Raw genomic sequence first — 17,871 nt, 5'->3', positions numbered from 1 at the left:
TCTCCTATGCATGAGGCTCTGCGCCGGCCAGCCGGCTTAACCCTCGTACCGTTGCATATCGGATGACGGGCCGCCCTCAGGCCCAGCAATCATAGGGACTAGGCGCTTGTTCGCGGCGAATATCGGCCATAGCCATTGGGCTTCCTCGCGGACGTTTCGATCCCCGGTGCCGACCGGATTTGCGAGAATTGTCCTGCGGGTTGTCGAATGTAGACCCGAGCATTCCAGCGCGGTGACAATCGACGGGTCATGCCGGGGACGTGGGTTGGGGGCATCAACGTATATCCTTTCCGCCCGCCTCGATGACCGCGTCGCCGTTACGCGAGACGCTTTCCAGGCTCATCAGGTGTTTGAAGCCGGCCGAGTCGCCCGCCTCGACCATGACGCGCCGGCCTTTCGCCGGCTTGGTGGCAGGCAAGAGCGCGGGTTTCACTGCGGCGACGGTATTTTCGGTGCGCATGATCATGGAGGAGGTCTCGCTGATGCGTTCGCAGAACCCCATGCATGGGCCGTGCCAGAGAAGGAAAACTTTATTTATCAATGGGTTGGCGGATTTTCGATCCTGTCGGAAATCCGACATTGAGGGACGCCTCACGGCGGCGCTCGATTTGCACGTCGATGTCGCCTTTTCCGAATAGCTAATCGGGCACTTTCTGCACCAGAATACTTCTCTTATGGAGACCAGCACGACGTCTTCATGAACGGACAGTGCAGAACCTTGTGTCTCTGCCGGACAGATCGCGATGTGCCTCTCCCATCGAGGTCGGCAGTTGCAAGAGCTGCCAGATCCTTCGCCCTATCGTGCCGTTGCACTGGCTCGATCCCGACATCCTCGGAGGCCGCGATCATGAAGAGTATCTCATGTCCGCCGCGAGGCCTCTCTCAGGGGGAAGCAATTCTCTATGTTGGTGTCGGATCGATGCTCTTGATGAGATGATTGCGGATGGGCGCATGCCCAGACCTAAGCGCATCACTGCTTTGCGCGATATGGGACCTTCACCAACTGGATTGTCGAATCTCTGTAAAGATAGCCGGAAGACAATTGCGTTATGGCCACTCTGCCGGTTCCAAAAGCACGTGCGCCATTCGGTCCCTGCGACTCAATCCAGGCGGAGGGATGAGGCCGCAAAGCAGTCTTTCGCGCGCCCACTGGTGGGCCAGGATGGAGCCGTCGTAAACGCAGTTATTCGATGATCGCCAGCCGCGCTCGACACGGCGACGTAGTAGTCGTCGATCGCCCCGTCGCCGATGTCGATCCGAAGCTCGGCCAGTTCCGCGGTGAGCTTCACTGCTTGTTCCGCAGTGCCCACCGAGCTCGCACAGGACGTTCTATCAGGCGGTCACGGCTGCATTCGTTGTCGGATCTTCGACGATGTCGGACATGAGACACAGCGCCATCAGGGTGATCGCGTTGTTCTGAAATGATTTTCTCACTTGGCACGGCACCTGCAACGCAGTCCGCAAAACGCGCTGCGGCACGGACAGAGGAGAAATCATTCCATGATCATGCGCGCCGAAACATGCGGTCGCAGCCGCGAAGCAAACTGGGCACGAGCGCTCCGCCAATATCAAGCAATTCGAGCAAGATTTTTCGTAATTCAGTCCACATTTCTGAAGAGCAAGGAGAAATATCATGGCGAGAAACCGAATGCGCGCGGCGCGGGGAGTAACAGCGGCCGTTGTCCTCGTTGTGATGGGACAGCAGGCCGTCGCGGCGGACCTTGCGCAAGCGGCGAGCGTCCCGCAGGCGGGAGCCTCGGTCACGGAAGCGCCAAGCCCTTGGCAGATCCGCCTGCGTGCGTTGGGGGTCGTCACTGAGGATTCGGGCTACGTCAATGCAGTGCCCGGCTCCGATCTTTCGTATTCGAACACCGTGACGCCGGAACTCGATATCTCCTATTTCTTCACGGACAACATCGCCGCCGAGCTCATACTCGGCACCACCTATGCTAACATCGGGGGCCAAGGTACGATCGGCGGGCTGGGCAATATCGGCAAGGTTTGGCTGCTGCCGCCCACGCTCACATTGCAGTATCATTTTACCGATTTCGGCGCGTTCAAGCCCTATGTCGGTGCCGGCGTGAACTACACGATCTTTTATAACCAGGGTGCCGGCAGTGCCGATGCTCTCAAGGTTAAGAATACGTTCGGCACCGCGCTGCAGGTCGGATTCGACTACATGGTGGATCAGCACTGGGGCGTCAACTTCGACGTGAAGAAGCTTTTCCTCAAGCCAGACTTCGACGTCACGGTCGACGGCGCGAAGCTGACGGGAAAGGCGGAGCTCGATCCCTGGTTGATAGGCGCAGGTGTCACCTACCGCTTCTAACAAAGAAAGGTGAAGGCGGCTGCTGATAGCCGATCGGAAATGAAGGGCGCCTCGTGCGCCCTTTTTTACGGTCGTCCCTGCACGGGCGACACTTGAAGAAGCCGTTGTCGAGGGCGGCCGCCCTCCTCCAGCGGACCAAGAAGGTACCCCTGGTCAATGCGGCCTCGACTAACGCCTGAAATGGACGTGCTTAGATGCGCTTCGGATCAGGATGGCTGTTGGGTATCGTTGATGGGGACATCAGTCTCCCGGACGTCATGTCAGAGCTATGCGCCTGCGTAAGGCGAGCACGGAGCTCCTCGACGCCGACAAGACGCCTTGTTCAGCCATGCTGCGACAGCTGCTGTTCTTTTGCTGCAGGAGCGGTGGCTGGCGCCCAGTGGACGCATTCCTCGGCAGGCCAAGGCCTGCCTTTGCCCTGCCCCATGGCTTGACCCATGGCACGGTGCCGCGCTCCAGCTCGGCAATGATGCGGTCGGTGATCTCCTGATAAAGGCTGGCGCCGGGGCGCCCGCCCTTGCCTGCGCCAGCCTCTGTGCTGGCACAACGCTTGCTGTTTGCATGCATCGTCTCATCCTCCGCTCGCCAATCGCCGCGCCTTTCCCCGGAAGATCCCATGGGCGGCTGCGGCAACGCTCGATCCCAATCTCGCGTGCCTGCCCCCGTTGAGTGGGGTGGGCGGCAGAACGCGACTGGCTTGGCCCGCTGAATGAGGCGGGCCGCACCCGAAGGGCCGGAACGGAGTGGAGGATGCGAGCGGAGCGAGCGTTGCGGCACGCCGCAGCGGGCCTAGAAAGGAGCGTCGCCCACCCCGCGAAACGGGGGCAGGCACCAATCAAACCGCATCGCGAAGCGATGACCGCAGCTGCGATCAACTCGCTTTGACCGGCACATTGCTCGTGAAGAACTTGAAGGAACCAGACACATGAAGACTGAAAACGCGACTGAGAATGAAACCGGTGCGGTCCATACGACGCTCGGTGCTATCTTCCTGTCCCTGGAACTCAGTCGCTCGACCTGGTTGGTGACAAGCTTGTTGCCGTGCAACGGAGAGAAGATGTCAAAGCGCGTCGTCAAAGCAGGCGATACGGCCGGCTTGTTGGACCTTGTCCGCCAGCTGAAGGCGACGGTTCGGCGCAGAACGAGCCGTGACGTGCCGGTGATCGCAATCCAGGAGGCTGGCCTAGACGGCTTCTGGATACATCGGATCCTCGAGCGTGACGGCATCGAAAGCCATGTGGTTGATGCAGCATCCATCGCCACGTCACGCAGGAAACGCCGGGCAAAGACAGACAAGCTGGACGGCGAGACCCTCCTTCGCGCCCTGCTTGCTCACGAGCGCGGCGAACCGCGGGTCTGCGCCATGGTCGTTCCGCCATCGCCCGAGCAAGAGGACAGAAAGCGCAACAGCCGTGAGCGACGCGCTCTCATCGCGGAGCGGATAAAGATCGTGAACCGGGTCAAAGGGCTCTTGTTCTCACAGGGCATCATTGGATTTGAGCCGCTGAAGCGGGACCGGCGCACTAGACTGGAAGAACTCAGGACCGGAGACGGTCGTGAACTACCGCCGAATCTCAAAGCGGAGATTGTGCGTGCACTGGACCGGATCGAGCTCCTGCTTCGGCAGATCAAGGACGTGGAGGCAGCGCGTGACGAAGTGGCCCGCAATGAATGCGACCCGTCAACGGTCGCCCATGGAATGTCGATGCTCAAGCAACTGCGCGGCGTGGGGGCGGACTTTGCCGAGGTGCTGTGGTGCGAGGGACTGTATCGCGAGTTCGCGAACCGAAGGCAGCTTGCCTCCTATGCCGGTCTGACACCGACACCATGGCAAAGCGGATCGATCAGCCGGGAACAGGGCGTATCGAAGGCGGGCAATCCGAGGCTGAGGACCGTGATGGTGCAATTGTCGTGGTTCTGGCTCTTGCATCAACCGCGATCGGCTTTGGCACAATGGTTCCAGGAGCGGGTCGCGCTCGACGGTGGCAGGCGCCGCAAGCCGGCCATCATTGCGCTGGCGAGAAAACTTCTGATCGCGCTGTGGAAGTATGTTCATCATGGTGCTGTCATTGAGGGCGCTGTCATGAAGCCGGCATGATCAACGTACTTTCTTCCATCCGCCGGGATTGATCGCTCCCGGCCGATCCGGGGCGAACGAACCTCCCACCCCACTTGGCCCAAAATGCCGCCCGGAAGATTGGTCGCGTTCCCCTGAGCCTTACCGACGAAAGCGGGATGTTGGTGCAGCTGCCACTGTGCAGCGACCGTATGTGAGTTTGGACCGGTGTTGTCACCGCGCCAAGACGACAGGCTCGGACCTTGGATCACAACGCATTGAGGTTGATATGCGAAGACAGCCTTGACGACAAAGTCCCCATGTGAGCGGGGTGGGCGGCGAGTCGCGACCGGAAAGGCCCGCCGTGGTAGGCGGACCGCATCCGAAGGACCGGAACGAAGAGGAGGACCCTGAGCGGCACGCGAAGGGTTGCGGGCTGCCGCGGCGGGCCTAGAAGGGAGTGCCGCCCACCCCGCGCCACCGGGAAAGGCCAACCGACAAACCCCGCCGCCCGCAAGGGCGGCGGCCGTCACAGCCCGAAGGGCTGCCCACGCCAAGGGGCGAAGCCGAATGGCCGAGACCGCCTGAGCTTGCCAAAGAAAAGCGGGCTCGGTTCACGCGCACCCGGTGCGCGCGGTAAGGCGCGCGGCGCTCCTGTTAGGAGCATGAAATGCCTGGAAACCTTCTGGTCTAGTCTCATCAACCGCGGTTTCGTCCCTGCTCCCAGATCTATTCAGAATGAGGGTTGAGTAAATCGGCCGGCTCGATTCCGAGCACTCTGGCGACTTTTGCCACCATATCAACGCTGGCGGCATAGACCGGCGCTCGAGTGCGCTGACATATGTTCGGTCGACGCCAGCCTCATGCGCCAGCGCTTCCTGCGACAAGTTTTGGCGCTGCCTACGCAGATTGCGGGCAAAGACCTCTCGGATTTCCATGCACGAGAAGCACCTCTTGTCGAGGATTTCACCACGGAGGATTCTCTACAAAAATCAGAGACAACAAAGGGGAGCGGCTGCACGGCATCACTTTAGCGAGCGCAAATCCCGCTGATCCGAGAACTCAAGGACGGAAATCGTGAAGTTTGACACCCAACAAAGTGCGACGCCACCTATAGGCCACGAGAGCGACGCATTTGTGCCAGAAGCTCGCAAGGATCGATTTTGAGAGCCTCGGTCACGTCGAGAAACTCAATTACGTCCAGCCCACGTTCACCACCCTCATACTTGGCGACGAACGACTGCGGGCGGGTTAGCATTTCAGCAACCTGGCTCTGGGTGAATCCGTTATTTTTGCGCGCCGCTATCAACCTTTTCAGCAGCCAACGCTGGCGAGGTGATCGAAGGGATTTCGGCATCAGACGAACCGGCCAGGAAGAACTGGCTCACCGACTAATCCCAGTTTCGGATTATCCCATTTTAGGATATTGTCCAGTCAAAGGCGGACGCGGGATAATTCATAGCGAGATATGAGATGGAAGACAGATTGCTCCAACCTGCTGTTGCCGACGAGGTCCCCTGGGCGGAGAGCCTGACCGGTTATGACAATGAGCACTTCAGGATCTATCTGAGACTCATAGACGCATGCGCCGGCAATGCCAGCGAAGAAGAGATGGCGCAGGCGATATTGGGCATTGATCCAGTGCGAGAGCCAGCTCGCGCCCAAAAGGCCGTTCGCAGCCATCTCGCGCGCGCCCACTGGCTGGTGATCGCCGGGTACAAAGAGCTGTTCTCTGGCCAAGAGGCCTGATGGTGACGATCGCTATAGAAGAAACCGCTTATACCCACCGTTCATAAGCGAGCGCCCGCGTCTGACTGCACGGCGGACGCCGTCGCGAAGATGGTCACCGGGGTCGGCCCAGTCCTGCTCGACGCGGGCTCTGCCGAAGAGGGCAAGGCCGATTTCGCGGTGTGGTGCGCCAGCGATGGAGCCGTCGAGCGCACGCAACACTCGGCGCAACCGCGAGCAACGGGGCTCGGTCGGAAAGAATGTTGGTTGCAGCCTGCCGGTCGAACGGAGGCTGTTCAGACATTCCAGCGCGTTCAGGCGTTGCTTTAGTTCCTCAGGCGGCCAGAAGACGGTGGACGTCAATCGCGCAGGTTCAAGGAGGCTCTCGCCGGAAACAGCCAGCTGCAAGCTCCTGCCACGATCCTCGACTAGGACGTGCTGCTGCCCGTCCAGTGTGACGAGTATAGAGATGCGGCAGGAGAGCGCGGCGAGATCGAGCACGTCGACCCCGCGCGGCCGCGCCGCCATTTCGGCAGCAACCGGCAAAACATGCGGACATTGCGACGGGCACCAAAAGACGCTCGCATCAGTTCCTTTCGAGCTTGCAAAACAGAAGGCCCCATCGCGAGAAATCAACAGGGGTCGACGGCAGGCTGATAATATCCACGGACCGGGCGTTCGTGCGTTCGGCACCGCGCAGCGCGTTCGCCAGATCCTTCTGGAAGTCCGGATTGCGCCTGAGGAATTCCCAGGCCCAGCCTCGGCTGGTCAGCCGCTCGACATAGCCATAGTCACCATCATCTTGCCTGTCCGGCCAGGCAGGGCCAGGTATTATTTCGTCCATTGCTTCGTTTCCAGGAAAGGGTTGGATTCCAGGCTCAGGCGATCTTCATGACCGGTGTCCACAGTACCGGGCCCTTGAGTCCGCCATTGCGACGGAGGGCTTCCAAGCTCTCTGTTGAGACGTCGAGATATCCGGCAACGGCGCGCGTGTTGCCTATTGTTTGCGGATCGGACAGCCGTTCGAGTGGCCAGCCGGCGCGACGCAAGATCCGCTCTATGCGCAGATCCGTTACGGTAACGATGCTGCGCAGACCGCGTGACAACCCAAACTCGACCATCCCGGCAAACAGCTCGTAGGTGCCAATAGCGATGCCCGCCTGTTTCGGCGTGGAAGGCGGCAGATCAAGCGCAAAACGGCTGCTTTCCCAAACCCGCGGATCTTCCGGCGCCGAACGGTCTGCAAGGAGAGCGCAGAAGCTGTCGCGCAGCATCGTCGGTCCGGTGGTCGGCAACAGGCGCACGCAACCGTCGATGCGCCCGGTGAGCGCACGCAGCAACAGGTAGTGAGGACGAAGAGCGTCGAACGGATCGACCTCATAGCCGCCGCTGAACGAAACGTCCCAATCAAGTCGATCCCTGAAGACGCGATACCGCAAGCGGTGCATCTGCTCGAGCTCGTCGCTGAACTCAGCGTAGCAATCCGGCGTGATCAACTGCATCATGATGGCCTTTCTCCCTCGCATGGATAACACCTGCGATTGAAGGCAAAGGCCGGATTTGATACAACCTGTGTATGTGCCCAGGTTTGGAGATCAGGTGAAGAAAGATGGCCGGGATAGTGCAAGCCGAACGGCCGCCTGAATAACCGTCTTCACGCCAAGCTTTTTCCTGGCGTTATCCCGATGATAGGCTGCGGTGTGCCGACTGATTCCCAAGATGCGGCCGATCTCCCACGCCGTCTTTCCGCGAGCCGCCCACTTCAGACACTCGATTTCCCTTCGAGATAGGGTAACGCCATCCACGATCCTGCCGTCGGCCAGCTTTCGACAGGCATGAAGATGGAAGAAGATCGCGATGAGCTCGAGCGCGCGGTCATATCGGTCGATCATGCGGAAGAACAGTGGTTGCCTCTCATCGGAGGCGAAGGTCAGTGCTGCAAACAGGCCACCGCTGTCATGGATCGGGATCGTGAAGCCGCATCGAATGCCGAATTGCGTCGCCTCATCCATCAATTGTCGCTGCTGCGTCGATAGTTCGAGATCAGCACCGTGCGCATCCCAGTTGAATGGTTCCTGACCACCACGCGCCTGATGGATAACCGGGTCAATCTTTTCATACCGACTGTGAAGGTAGTGAGATGTCCAGGATTGAGGGTAGGTGGAAATCAGGCGCACCTTGCGGCCCTTGCCAGGCGAAGGGAAAAGATAGGCAAATGACGGCAAATCGAGAGAAGAGGCAATCTCCCCCAATGCGTTGCGCAGGTCCGTCGCGTCAGCGCTGTCTGCGATTTGCTCTACGAATCTATGAAAAACGTCTTGCATAGCTAAACTGCCGTGACTTCGCCCACGGCTTCTGGCCCCACATATCGGAGCCCAGATGGGTCGACCAAAGCGCAGCCATTGAGGGAAGAAGGCCCGGCAGGAGACTGAGCTCCGTGCCGGGCCGGTGCGCCTTGGGAGGGCGATATGTGCTTCGACGGCGCTCTCATCGACACCGAGACCTCATTCCAGCGTCATCTGTTAGCAGGTGACAGTTGTCCTCTTGGGTTTGCACTTCATCACAGTCGGGGTGTCTGTTTGCGCGCTGTTGAGACTGTCTCCATGGAAGAGCTCAACCTCACGGAAAATTTCACATCGGCGACCGTCTCTGAGAGCGTCACCTCTACGATTCTTGCACAGCCTACGTTGCCGTCTCGGACGCGAACGCGGTATTGTGTTTCGAGATTTGCGTCGCATTTTCGGCATCGGCTCGCACTCCCTCATGCAAGCTGCCTTAAAAGCGAAGAGCGTGCCTTTGCGCGCGCCAGCTAATGACGCCACAGGGCAGCCGGACGTGAAATCCTGGTCGATCCGGGTGGGTGGCCCTCATCCGTCACGTCAGATCATATCGCGCCCTCCGCCTTCAGCGCGCGATAGGTCGTATTGACTGATTTCGCGGTTGCGTCGACGATGATGTCGATCTCTTTTCGGGTAATGATCAGAGGTGGGGCGAAGCCGAGGATATCGCCATGTGGCATCGCGCGGCCTATGACACCATTTTCAAACAGAGCAGCGGCGGCGCGCACGCCGACCTGAAGTCCGGGTTCAAATGGTACCCGCCCCTTCGGATCCCGCATCAGCTCCACGGCGGATAGAATGCCAACGCCGCGAACCTCGCCAACAATGGGATGACGCTCCAGTTCGGCTTTCATGCGGGCTTGCCAATAGGGTCCGACGTCCCGAACATGTTCCAGGATATTTCTTTCCTTTAGCAATTTTATATTAGCAAGCGCGGCCGCCGCGCAAAGCGTGTGACCGGAATATGTCCAGCCATGGCCGAGTGGGCCGTGCTTTTCCGTCCCTTGTTCCAAAACCGACCAGACCCGGTCACCGATAATCGAACCGGAGATAGGCAGGTAGGCGGAACTCAAGCCCTTGGCGATGGTTACGAAATCCGGGCGCATGCCATAGAGGTGGGATCCGAATTTCTCACCGGTTCGCGCGAAGCCGCAGACCACTTCATCGGCGATAAGAAGGATATCGTACTTGTCAAGCACCCCCTGAATCGCAGTCCAGTATCCCTCAGGTGGCGGAACGATGCCGCCGGTTCCAAGTACCGGCTCTCCAATGAAGGCTGCAACCGTCTCCGGGCCTTCAGCGAGGATAAGGGCTTCAAGTTCGTTAGCGCAGCGCCTGGAGAACGCTTTCTCATTTTCGCCATCATGCGCCTGCCTGTAATGGTGCGGCGTGGTGGTATGGCGCACCAAGTCCAGCGGCAGGTCGAAAAAATCGTGAAAGAAGGCAAGGCCTGTAAGACTGCCGGTGACCAGCCCTGACCCGTGATATCCGCGATTGCGCGAGATGATCTTCTTCTTTTCAGGGCGGCCGAGAATGTTGTTGTAGTACCAGACCAGCTTGATGTTGGTTTCGTTGGCGTCGGATCCGGAGAGGCCGAAAAAAACCCTTCGCATGTTTTGGCCGAAATATTCGACCACGGCCTCTGCCAAGAGTGCGACTGGCTCGGTTCCCTGGCTCGCATAGACATGGGCGAACGGCAACTCGTGCGCTTGACGCGCGATGGCCTCCGCAATCTCCGTGCAGCCGTATCCCATATTGACGCAGTAAAGCCCTCCGAAACCGTCAAGGCTCTTTCGGCCGTCGGTATCCCAGATGTACACGCCTTCTGCACCGGCCATGATCCGGTTTGGCGTCTCGCCGCGGCTGTGCTTGGCCAAGTGTGTAGACGGATGAAAGACGAAGCTTCGGTCCTTCTCCCGCAGCTGCTCAGTCCCCAAATTGCTCAAGCTCATAGTTCCTCTCCTCGCGAGCAGTAGGCAGAAGACACTCACCCAGCCGCCTATTGAAAACAAGCGTACCCGCAAATACCTCTCGAGTTTCGCGGGAATGCACGTCTTTAGCCGACGAATTCGCGAAAATCGGCCTCGAACGCAGTGAAAACCAAGGTTTCTGGAGTTTACCTTCTCCTTGAGGCGGATAAGGGATCAGTGTGGCCGCCGCCGTGTTCTGTTCTTCGGCGGATGTCTGCGAAGGTACCCCATAACCCGGGGACGGTTTTACGAGAGGCGCTGTCCGAAGATCCCCCTCCAGCAGCCCAATAGAACTTCCGCGATCCGTTCTTCGTGTCGCCAGAATATTTTCGGGGATATAGTGATGCGCACGCTCGTGGCGGCACGCCTTGGGCTATTCAGGATTGCCATCCCTCTCAAAGCAGATTCGCAGCGTTATGAAGGCGTCGGGATCGCTGAGTCGGGCGGCAGGGGAAGCATGCTCGAGAAGACCCTCCGCAGTCTCCTCATCGAGCAGCAAAGGTCCCCTCTTCACATCACGATCGACTTACGATCCCAGGACGTGCTCTAGATTCTTCTTTCGCATAGATTTGGACGGGCTCGCCAAGGCTCGACACCGTGTCCACACAGCAGTAGACGCTTCCATCTGTCCCGATTGCAACTGGCTGTCTCGATCTTCAAGCCCTGGGTCTTCATCACTCGGGAAGAACTGCTCGATCAACCAGCGCTGCGTGTACAAGCGACAATCGGCCAGGCCCCGGCGGAGCAGGTTCCCGCACGGGTGGTCAGGAGCAGCCAATGCAGCGGGTCCACGCCGGCGGGCGCGGCCGTTTGCGACTTCACCCGCTGCAGCCCACGCTGTCGGGCAGGCCGTTCCTCGCGCAGGTTGGCCGGATCATCGCCTGACCGAAGCGGATGCCAGGTCATGCCTTTCATCAAGCCGCTGGCATCTGCGTGTGCGGAGATTTCAAAAGGCCCTTATCTGCACCGGATCGAGATGCAGCTTGTCCCAGAGCACCACCCGCGGCACCGTTTGTGCTCGCCACGCCGTCAGCTGCCATGTGCCGGAAGAACCCCATAGAATCATCATCAGCGGCATTGCGCAGCGGGCTTCTGGTGTGGCGATAACGCGGCGAAGGACGCCGCGGTCGGTCCAACTCAGCGCGCCGCTCGAAGCGCCGGGGTGGCTATGCCAGTCGCCGAGGTAAGTCTCGCGGCGACCCGAACGCTCATATTGGGCGGCAATCTGCTCAAGCTGCCATTGCTGATCCGGCTGGAACCGGAAGCGCTCGTGAAGGGCGCCGGGTCCGGGACCAATCATGGCGGTTACGACGGCGGTATCAGGATTCAACCACCAGCCCATGAAAGTGCCGCCGGTCTCTAATGGGAGTTTGGTGTCGGCTTCAACCGCGCATTCCTGAGTCACGGTGTTAGGCAGCCAGACATCAACATCCGGCAACATCAATGCCCGCCCCGGCAGTCCGGATGTTTGGGCAGCGAATCGACACGCCAGCGCGGCGGACAGCGCGCTCGTTCATCATCAACAAAGCTGAGTGTCTGCACGACCGAACCATCGTCCGCCTTACCCGAGAGGGTATCGATGGCCAGCCTCACCGCCTGCAGCGAAAGTTCCTGCAGATCATAGTCGGCACCGGTGAATGTGCGCTCGCTGCACCCCGCCGGCTGGGTCAGGGCCTCGTCACCGGCATCCTGTCCTGGCGGGGGTTCGATCTCGTGCTTGTGCCATGCGTGCAAAAGGCAGTTCGGGCAGCCGCTTTCGCGGACGTGCCGGACAACGGTGCCGCCCTCCAGCGTCGGCGTCGCGGACAAGCTTACGAGGGGAACGGCTGCGCTTCGGCAGCGGTCATCCAGCAGCGTTGTAACGCCGTGCGAAGCGCTGCCATCGATAACGAGATCGGCGTCCCTGATGAGCGAGTCGAGGATATCGTCGTCACCCGGATCGCTCAGAGCCTGCGCCGCAATACCTATAAAATGCGAATGGCTGCGGACTTCGGTTGCCGGATACTGGCGAGCGAGAAAAGCCTGCAAGGCGTCTGCCTTGCGTTGACCCCAGGCGGCTGCGCCCAGCGGCCAGCGGATCGTGTTTCCGGGCTCAAGAATGTCATGTTCGACGAGATCGAGGGTGCGGCATCCGTTGCGAGCAAGTTCGATCGCTACCGGTGCGCCGACGGCGCCAACTCCGACGACAAGGATCCTCTTGTCTTTGAGGAATGCAACGGCCGGAACGCGCCAGCCAATGTCGCCCGGCCCGGCGCGAAAAACGGGCAACGCCGTGATACGCAGTGATTTGGGGGCTTTGTTCTTCTTCGGCTCAAAGCCGTACGCATGACCGAAGACCATGACGAAGCACCAGCCGAGGCCCGTCTCACCAAAGGCGAGCTCGCTCGGATAGACGAGTGCGCAGAGGTCAAACTTCAGACCTGAACCGTAGTTTCGTGGCCGGGTACGCTGGAGCCATGAGTAATCTTGGCGGAGCCTTTTTAGCTGTGCGTCGAGCTGAGGTTCGGGCAGCATCGTGTCTTTTGATCTTACCCACGGAACCTCCAGCTGATTCTTGGCGTCGGCCAGGTCGGTTGGGAGCGGACCCGCCCATTGGTGAAGCACTTGGCCATCCTCAGCGCGAACCTCTTCGACATATGCCCTGACCGCCGGAATATGGATTGGACCGTTCTCGGCCTCCACTTTGACCGTTTGATCTTGGATGTAACGCAGCTGCAATGTGCCCTGCGAGGAGTCGCCGACATCCCAGCCGCTGTCGATCAGACAATAAGATCCGGAATTTCCGCCAAGGTTGTTCCACCAGTATTCGGCAGGCTCGCCCTGCTGGTCTTCCTCACCGGTACCACGCACGGAGTCGGCGAGCTGCTTTTCGAGCAACGTGCAAAGCGACCAGCCCGGTGTCCACTGCCGGGTGTCGCGGCCGAGCAGGCAGAGATTGCCCTCGATCGGACTGCGGTGGCGCGCGGGCGGGGGGTCCAGGCCGGCGAGCAGAAAGACCTGAGGCCGAAAGTGCGGGTAGGCGTCGGGAAAGACAGCCTGCAACCGAAGGGGCGTCGCCGTATCGAGCGGCCAGTCGAATGTGAGCGACAATCGCCCGGCAGCGAGGGCCGGCTCGTCAATCTCAGGCGTTATCCCGGCGGCGTGCAGCGCGTCGAGTTCGTATTTAAGCCGCCCCGGATAACGCTTCTCCCAGCGGGGAACTGGCTGCGCCGGGGTCGTCATGGATGAATCGGGATCAACCATCCTCTCATCCCACCTTGCGCGGCGGGGGTATGGGCGGATCAGGCGGCCCCTTCGGAACACCGTGAGGCGGCCCGGAAGGCACTCCGTGAGGCGGTCCTTTTCCGGGATCTGGTGGTCCCTTTCCGGGGTTGTCGGGTCTTCCAGCCATAATTGGCCTCCATATCCACATACTTTGTGAGCTTGTCGCAGGGCCGGCACTTAACGGTTGTTGGCAATAATGTGCTTCTGAGCTTATATCCTGGGCGTAGAAACTAAATTGCTCAAAAGCTTGGTTGCTCTCGCCCGAAAAATTGACGCGGAACACTCGGTCGACTGGCTCGTTATATGCGCAACGGCCTCTCGAATTTCGCGGAAATGTGCGTATCTGACCGGTGAATTCGCGGAATCGGGACTAATTGCCGACGAAAACGCTTTAGAGTTCATCTCCGCTTGAAGGAGGACAACGGAATCGGTGAATTGGCTTTCACTGGCTTCGTCACGACAAGGCTGTAGTATTGGTTGATCCCCAATCCTGCCTGCAGGAGTCCCTCCATGAAATCCTGATACGCCGCCATGGAAGGGGATGAAACGCGCATCAAATAGTCGATCCGCCCCCCGATGGCCCAGCAGTCCAGGATTTCCGGAATCTGTTGGATCGCAGTCTCGAAGTGCCGTTGGTCCTCGAGACGATGGCGATCCAGAACCACCTCAACCATTATAGAGATGATGCCCCCCATGAGGGCTGGACTTAGTCGCGCGTAGAACCCCTCAATGATCCCTGCGGCTTGGAGCACGCGGAGCCGCTCCGAACAGGCCGACGCCGAAAGGTGAACACGCTTTGCGAGCTCGCTTTTCGAGATCCGACCATCTGACTGGATCTCTGAGAGAATCCGGACATCCCAAGCGTCCAGTCGCACCGGATCGGGTTTCAACTTCATGACCTTTTGCTCTCAAGCGGTAGTCGCAGCGCAATTAGTGCCAACCAATTCCATCATCAATCGAAGCGAGCGAATAAAGTGAGCGTCATTCGTCCTCGGCCTGCAAGCTTCACTGCGAGGTTGTGGAAGTCAGGGGACTGAGAACGATCCAAGCAAAAACGCTGTAGAAGAGTTGGGGTATTGCCCCTGACCCAACCGGGCGATGACGCATTTGGAAAGGAGTGATGGCCTGTCGGCGGCGGTCTCCTCGTAAATGAAGTAGCGCATCTCTTTGGTACTTTCCGGTGCTTGACCCGATTGGCACCCCTAGGCAGCACCCTGAGCGTCGATCGTAAGGACGGCAGGTCGATTCAGTCTTTACATTGAGCGTTGGCATCGAGAGCGACTTGAAAGCCTTTCTTGTCTGGCTCGCCGAGGAGCTGAAACCACAAAGGGCCGCCTGTGTTACCGATACGGTCCAAAATCCAAGGCGGGAGTCTGGCCGGATTCGGGCAGCCGGCGGACTCAAACGCCGATGCTGCGGGCGATGCTGTCGGCCGCCATGCGCTTACGCCACTCAAGTGGCCCGTAATTATGAATGGAGTTTCCCTCAATATCGACAGCCATGATGACCGGCATGTCCTGGACCTCAAATTCGTAGATGGCTTCCATGCCTAGGTCTTCAAAGCCCACGAGCCGCGCCGCCTTGATCGATTTTGAAATCAGGTATGCAGCGCCACCCACCGCGATGAGATAGGGTGTCCTGTGTCTGACAATCGACTCGATGGCCGCCGGTCCCCTCTCCGCCTTACCCAGCATCGCGAAGAGCCCGGTCTCGGCGAGGATCTTTTCTGCAAAAGCGTCCATCCGGCTGGCGGTTGTTGGGCCAGCAGGCCCGACGACCTCATCCCTCACCGCGCGGACTGGTCCGACGTAGTAGATCACGCGTCCCCGCAGATCGACCGGGAGCGGCTTGCCGGCATCGATCAGGTCGACCATTCGCCGGTGGGCGGCGTCACGGCCCGTCAACATCTTTCCGGACAAAAGAAGGGTTTCCCCGCAGCGCCACGATGCCGTCTGTTCCTTCGTGAGCGCATCGAGATTGACCCGACGGACGCCGGTTGTATGCAAGTCCTCATGACCGATCTGGGGCCATTCGGAAAGATCGGGCGGTTGGAGCTGTACCGGTCCTGTGCCGTCCAAGGTAAACGTCAAGTGCCGGTTAGCGGCGCATTGCGGGATAAATGCCACCGGCTTGGATGCCACATGTGTAGGATAGGTCGCTACCTTGACGTCAACCACTGTCGTCAGACCACCAAGGCCCTGGGCGCCAATGCCGAGCGCGTTAATTCGCTCATAAAGCTCGATCCTCAGTTCCTCCTCCGCGTTTGAAGACCCCCTGGAAAGCAGTTCCGACATGTCGATCGGCTCGTTCATGGCCTCCTTGGCCAGCAGCATCGCCTTTTCAGCGCTGCCCCCGATGCCGACCGAGATCAGGCCGGGCGGACACCATCCGCTGCCCAGCGTCGAAACGGTGTCGACTACCCAGTCGGCAACGGACGCACTGGGGTTCAGGGTAGTGAAACGCGCCTTGTTTTCGGACCCGCCCCCTTTTGCTGCGATGGTAATCTCGATACCGTTCCCGGGCACGAGGTCGACGTGGATGACCGCGGGCGTGTTGTCGCGGGTATTGATCCGTCCGGCGAGCGGATCGGCGACGATCGATGGCCTAAGCGGGTTGTCGGGGTCAAGGTATGCCCGGCGGACGCCATCATTCACGAGGTCAGCGAAACTGGCCGCAGACTTGATGCGAACGCCCATCCCCACCTTGGCGAAAACCACGACGAGACCGGTATCCTGACAAATTGGACGACGTCCGAAGGCCGCCAGGCGGGAGTTCAGTAGAATCTGCCCGATGGCGTTCTTCGCCGCCGGGCTCTGTTCGCGAGTGTATGCCCGCGAAAGGTACCGGATATAGTCGGGAGGATGATAATACGAGATGTACTGAAGGGCGTCTGCGACGCTCTTTGTGATATCCTCCCCGGCAAGGTTCCGTCTTGTCCTATTCACGAAATCTCATCCCAATGAACCGAACCCGTTGACCAGTTTCAGGCTCTGGAAGCTCCGCACCCCCTGCTCGCCTCCTTCATATCCATACCCGCTCTGTTTAACGCCTCCATACGGCGCATCTGCTGAAACCCCTTTGAGGTAATTTACACTGAGAGCGCCGGCCGAAAGACCGCCGATCAGCGCCCGTTTCGTATCGTCAGCGCCAGTGAAGAAATAGGCGGCCAAGCCATAGTCAGTGGCGTTGGCTTCTTCGATCGCCTCCTCGATCGTGTCGAACGGCGCCACGGTGAGGATCGGTCCGAACGGCTCGTCATGAAGCACTCTGGCATCTTTTGGCACGCCTGTCAGGATCGTTGGCGGCCAGTAAAAACCCGGTTGGTCGAAGCGGGTGCCACCGGTTTTGATGGTGGCGCCGCGATCGACCGCATCCTTGACCAGACGCTGCATGGCCTCGATTCGCCGCGCATTTGCCATTGGACCCATCTCTGTCGCAGGGTCGTCCGGCGGACCGATCTTGATCTCGCGGGCGGCTTCCGTTATCAGCGATAGGAATTCCTCATAGAGAGACCGCGCGACGAGGATCCTGCTGGGCGCATTGCAGCTTTGACCCGCGCACTCAAACTTGTATTCCGTGATTGCCGGTATAGCTTTTGCCAAGTCGGCATCATCGCATATAACAACGGGGGAGTGTCCACCGAGTTCAAGAATGCACCGCTGCAAGTTTCTCGCGGCGAGCTTAGCCAACTGTTTTCCAACCTCGGTTGAGCCAGTGAACGTTAGGACCTTCACGATCGGCGAGCTGAGGAGATGCCGGGATATTTGCACCGGAACGCCAAAGACGAGATTGACCACGCCGTCCGGAATACCCGCTTGTCGCAAGGCTTCGACGAAATGGACAGCCGCGCTTGGTGTCTCTTCAGCCCCTTTGAGGATCACCGGGCAGCCTGCCGCCAAAGCAGGGGCGAGCTTGCGAGCGATGAGAACGGCGGGATAGTTCCAAGGCGTGAAGGCTGCAACGACGCCAAGGGGCTCTGGGACGATCGTTCGGTTCGGGCCCATCGGAATAGGGGCCGACAGCTCTTCGGCGTGGGTGCCGTTCCACTCCAGTGTTTCGACAGCGCGCGCGTATTCACCTGTCGCTTCGGCGATCGTCTTGCCCTGTTCTGCTGACAGGTCCCTGGCTGCCGCTTCAACCTTCGCTGCCAGAATCCTGGCGGCTGCTACGAGAATCTCGCCACGA

General features: G+C 59.6%; 17 protein-coding genes and 2 pseudogenes. 3 read left to right on the top strand and 16 right to left on the bottom strand.

Features of this window, described 5'->3' with window-relative positions; genetic code table 11:
- Positions 1–274: 274 nt before the first annotated feature.
- From NKI85_RS35585 to NKI85_RS35575, 3 genes are all read right to left on the bottom strand, one after another.
- The gene (locus NKI85_RS35585; protein WP_352780506.1) at positions 275–466 is read right to left on the bottom strand and encodes an iron-sulfur cluster assembly accessory protein; all 192 of its coding nucleotides are present in this window, start codon (positions 464–466) and stop codon (positions 275–277) included.
- Between the two features lie 634 nt (positions 467–1,100).
- Positions 1,101–1,289, bottom strand: a complete 189-nt coding sequence (locus NKI85_RS35580) for a hypothetical protein (RefSeq protein WP_352780505.1) — start codon at positions 1,287–1,289, stop codon at positions 1,101–1,103.
- A 43-nt stretch (positions 1,290–1,332) separates the two neighbouring features.
- Complete coding sequence (locus NKI85_RS35575) at positions 1,333–1,497, bottom strand: hypothetical protein (RefSeq protein ID WP_352780504.1); 165 nt, start codon at positions 1,495–1,497, stop codon at positions 1,333–1,335.
- 151 nt (positions 1,498–1,648) lie between these two features.
- On the opposite strand from NKI85_RS35575, the gene NKI85_RS35570 reads away from it, so the two are divergent.
- Entirely contained in the window at positions 1,649–2,329 is a 681-nt protein-coding gene (locus NKI85_RS35570; RefSeq protein ID WP_352780508.1) for an OmpW/AlkL family protein, read from the top strand.
- Positions 2,330–2,698: 369 nt separating this feature from the next.
- On the opposite strand, the pseudogene NKI85_RS35565 reads toward NKI85_RS35570, so the two are convergent.
- Positions 2,699–2,896: pseudogene (locus tag NKI85_RS35565) on the bottom strand (ArdC-like ssDNA-binding domain-containing protein); the annotation flags it as partial.
- A 358-nt stretch (positions 2,897–3,254) separates the two neighbouring features.
- Here NKI85_RS35565 and NKI85_RS35560 point away from each other — a divergent pair.
- On the top strand, positions 3,255–4,427 hold the full coding sequence (locus NKI85_RS35560; RefSeq protein ID WP_352780503.1) for an IS110 family RNA-guided transposase: 1,173 nt from the start codon (positions 3,255–3,257) through the stop codon (positions 4,425–4,427).
- A 687-nt stretch (positions 4,428–5,114) separates the two neighbouring features.
- Here the strand turns inward: NKI85_RS35560 and NKI85_RS35555 are convergent.
- Positions 5,115–5,323: pseudogene (locus NKI85_RS35555) on the bottom strand (helix-turn-helix domain-containing protein).
- A 173-nt stretch (positions 5,324–5,496) separates the two neighbouring features.
- Entirely contained in the window at positions 5,497–5,643 is a 147-nt protein-coding gene (locus NKI85_RS35550) for a hypothetical protein (protein WP_352780507.1), read from the bottom strand.
- Between the two features lie 215 nt (positions 5,644–5,858).
- Here NKI85_RS35550 and NKI85_RS35545 point away from each other — a divergent pair, with 215 nt between their 5' ends.
- Entirely contained in the window at positions 5,859–6,134 is a 276-nt protein-coding gene (locus NKI85_RS35545; protein ID WP_352780501.1) for a DNA -binding domain-containing protein, read from the top strand.
- A gap of 12 nt (positions 6,135–6,146) precedes the next feature.
- Here NKI85_RS35545 and NKI85_RS35540 read toward each other — a convergent pair whose 3' ends face one another.
- From NKI85_RS35540 to NKI85_RS35495, 10 genes are all read right to left on the bottom strand, one after another.
- On the bottom strand, positions 6,147–6,641 hold the full coding sequence (locus NKI85_RS35540) for a DNA -binding domain-containing protein (protein WP_352780499.1): 495 nt from the start codon (positions 6,639–6,641) through the stop codon (positions 6,147–6,149).
- Between the two features lie 58 nt (positions 6,642–6,699).
- Positions 6,700–6,957 carry a transcriptional regulator domain-containing protein gene (locus NKI85_RS35535; protein ID WP_352453529.1) on the bottom strand — a complete coding sequence of 86 codons (258 nt, stop codon included), beginning with the start codon at positions 6,955–6,957 and terminating at the stop codon, positions 6,700–6,702.
- Positions 6,958–6,991: 34 nt separating this feature from the next.
- Positions 6,992–7,618, bottom strand: coding sequence for an acyl-homoserine-lactone synthase (locus NKI85_RS35530; protein ID WP_352780497.1), 627 nt, complete (start codon positions 7,616–7,618; stop codon positions 6,992–6,994).
- A gap of 90 nt (positions 7,619–7,708) precedes the next feature.
- Complete coding sequence (locus NKI85_RS35525; protein ID WP_352780496.1) at positions 7,709–8,437, bottom strand: LuxR family transcriptional regulator; 729 nt, start codon at positions 8,435–8,437, stop codon at positions 7,709–7,711.
- Between the two features lie 560 nt (positions 8,438–8,997).
- Positions 8,998–10,404, bottom strand: a complete 1,407-nt coding sequence (locus NKI85_RS35520) for an aminotransferase (protein WP_352780495.1) — start codon at positions 10,402–10,404, stop codon at positions 8,998–9,000.
- Between the two features lie 964 nt (positions 10,405–11,368).
- A complete protein-coding gene (locus tag NKI85_RS35515) occupies positions 11,369–11,863 on the bottom strand; it encodes a Mov34/MPN/PAD-1 family protein (protein ID WP_352780494.1) in 495 nt (164 codons plus the stop codon).
- The gene (locus NKI85_RS35510) at positions 11,863–13,665 is read right to left on the bottom strand and encodes a ThiF family adenylyltransferase (protein WP_352780492.1); all 1,803 of its coding nucleotides are present in this window, start codon (positions 13,663–13,665) and stop codon (positions 11,863–11,865) included. Before NKI85_RS35510 ends, NKI85_RS35515 begins: the two co-directional genes overlap by 1 nt.
- 419 nt (positions 13,666–14,084) lie before the next feature.
- Positions 14,085–14,582: an Lrp/AsnC family transcriptional regulator gene (locus tag NKI85_RS35505; protein ID WP_352780491.1), complete on the bottom strand. Its 498-nt coding sequence runs from the start codon at positions 14,580–14,582 to the stop codon at positions 14,085–14,087.
- Between the two features lie 504 nt (positions 14,583–15,086).
- Positions 15,087–16,631, bottom strand: coding sequence for a fumarate hydratase (locus NKI85_RS35500; RefSeq protein ID WP_352780490.1), 1,545 nt, complete (start codon positions 16,629–16,631; stop codon positions 15,087–15,089).
- A gap of 6 nt (positions 16,632–16,637) precedes the next feature.
- The coding region (locus tag NKI85_RS35495) for an aldehyde dehydrogenase family protein (RefSeq protein ID WP_352780488.1) at positions 16,638–17,871 on the bottom strand (1,234 nt) is incomplete at its 5' end.

The sequence above is a fragment of the Mesorhizobium sp. M0571 genome, assembly GCF_040320985.1.
Classification (GTDB): Bacteria; Pseudomonadota; Alphaproteobacteria; order Rhizobiales; family Rhizobiaceae; genus Mesorhizobium.
Note: the sequence above shows the minus strand (reverse complement) of the source record. Positions and strands in the feature narration are given on the sequence as shown.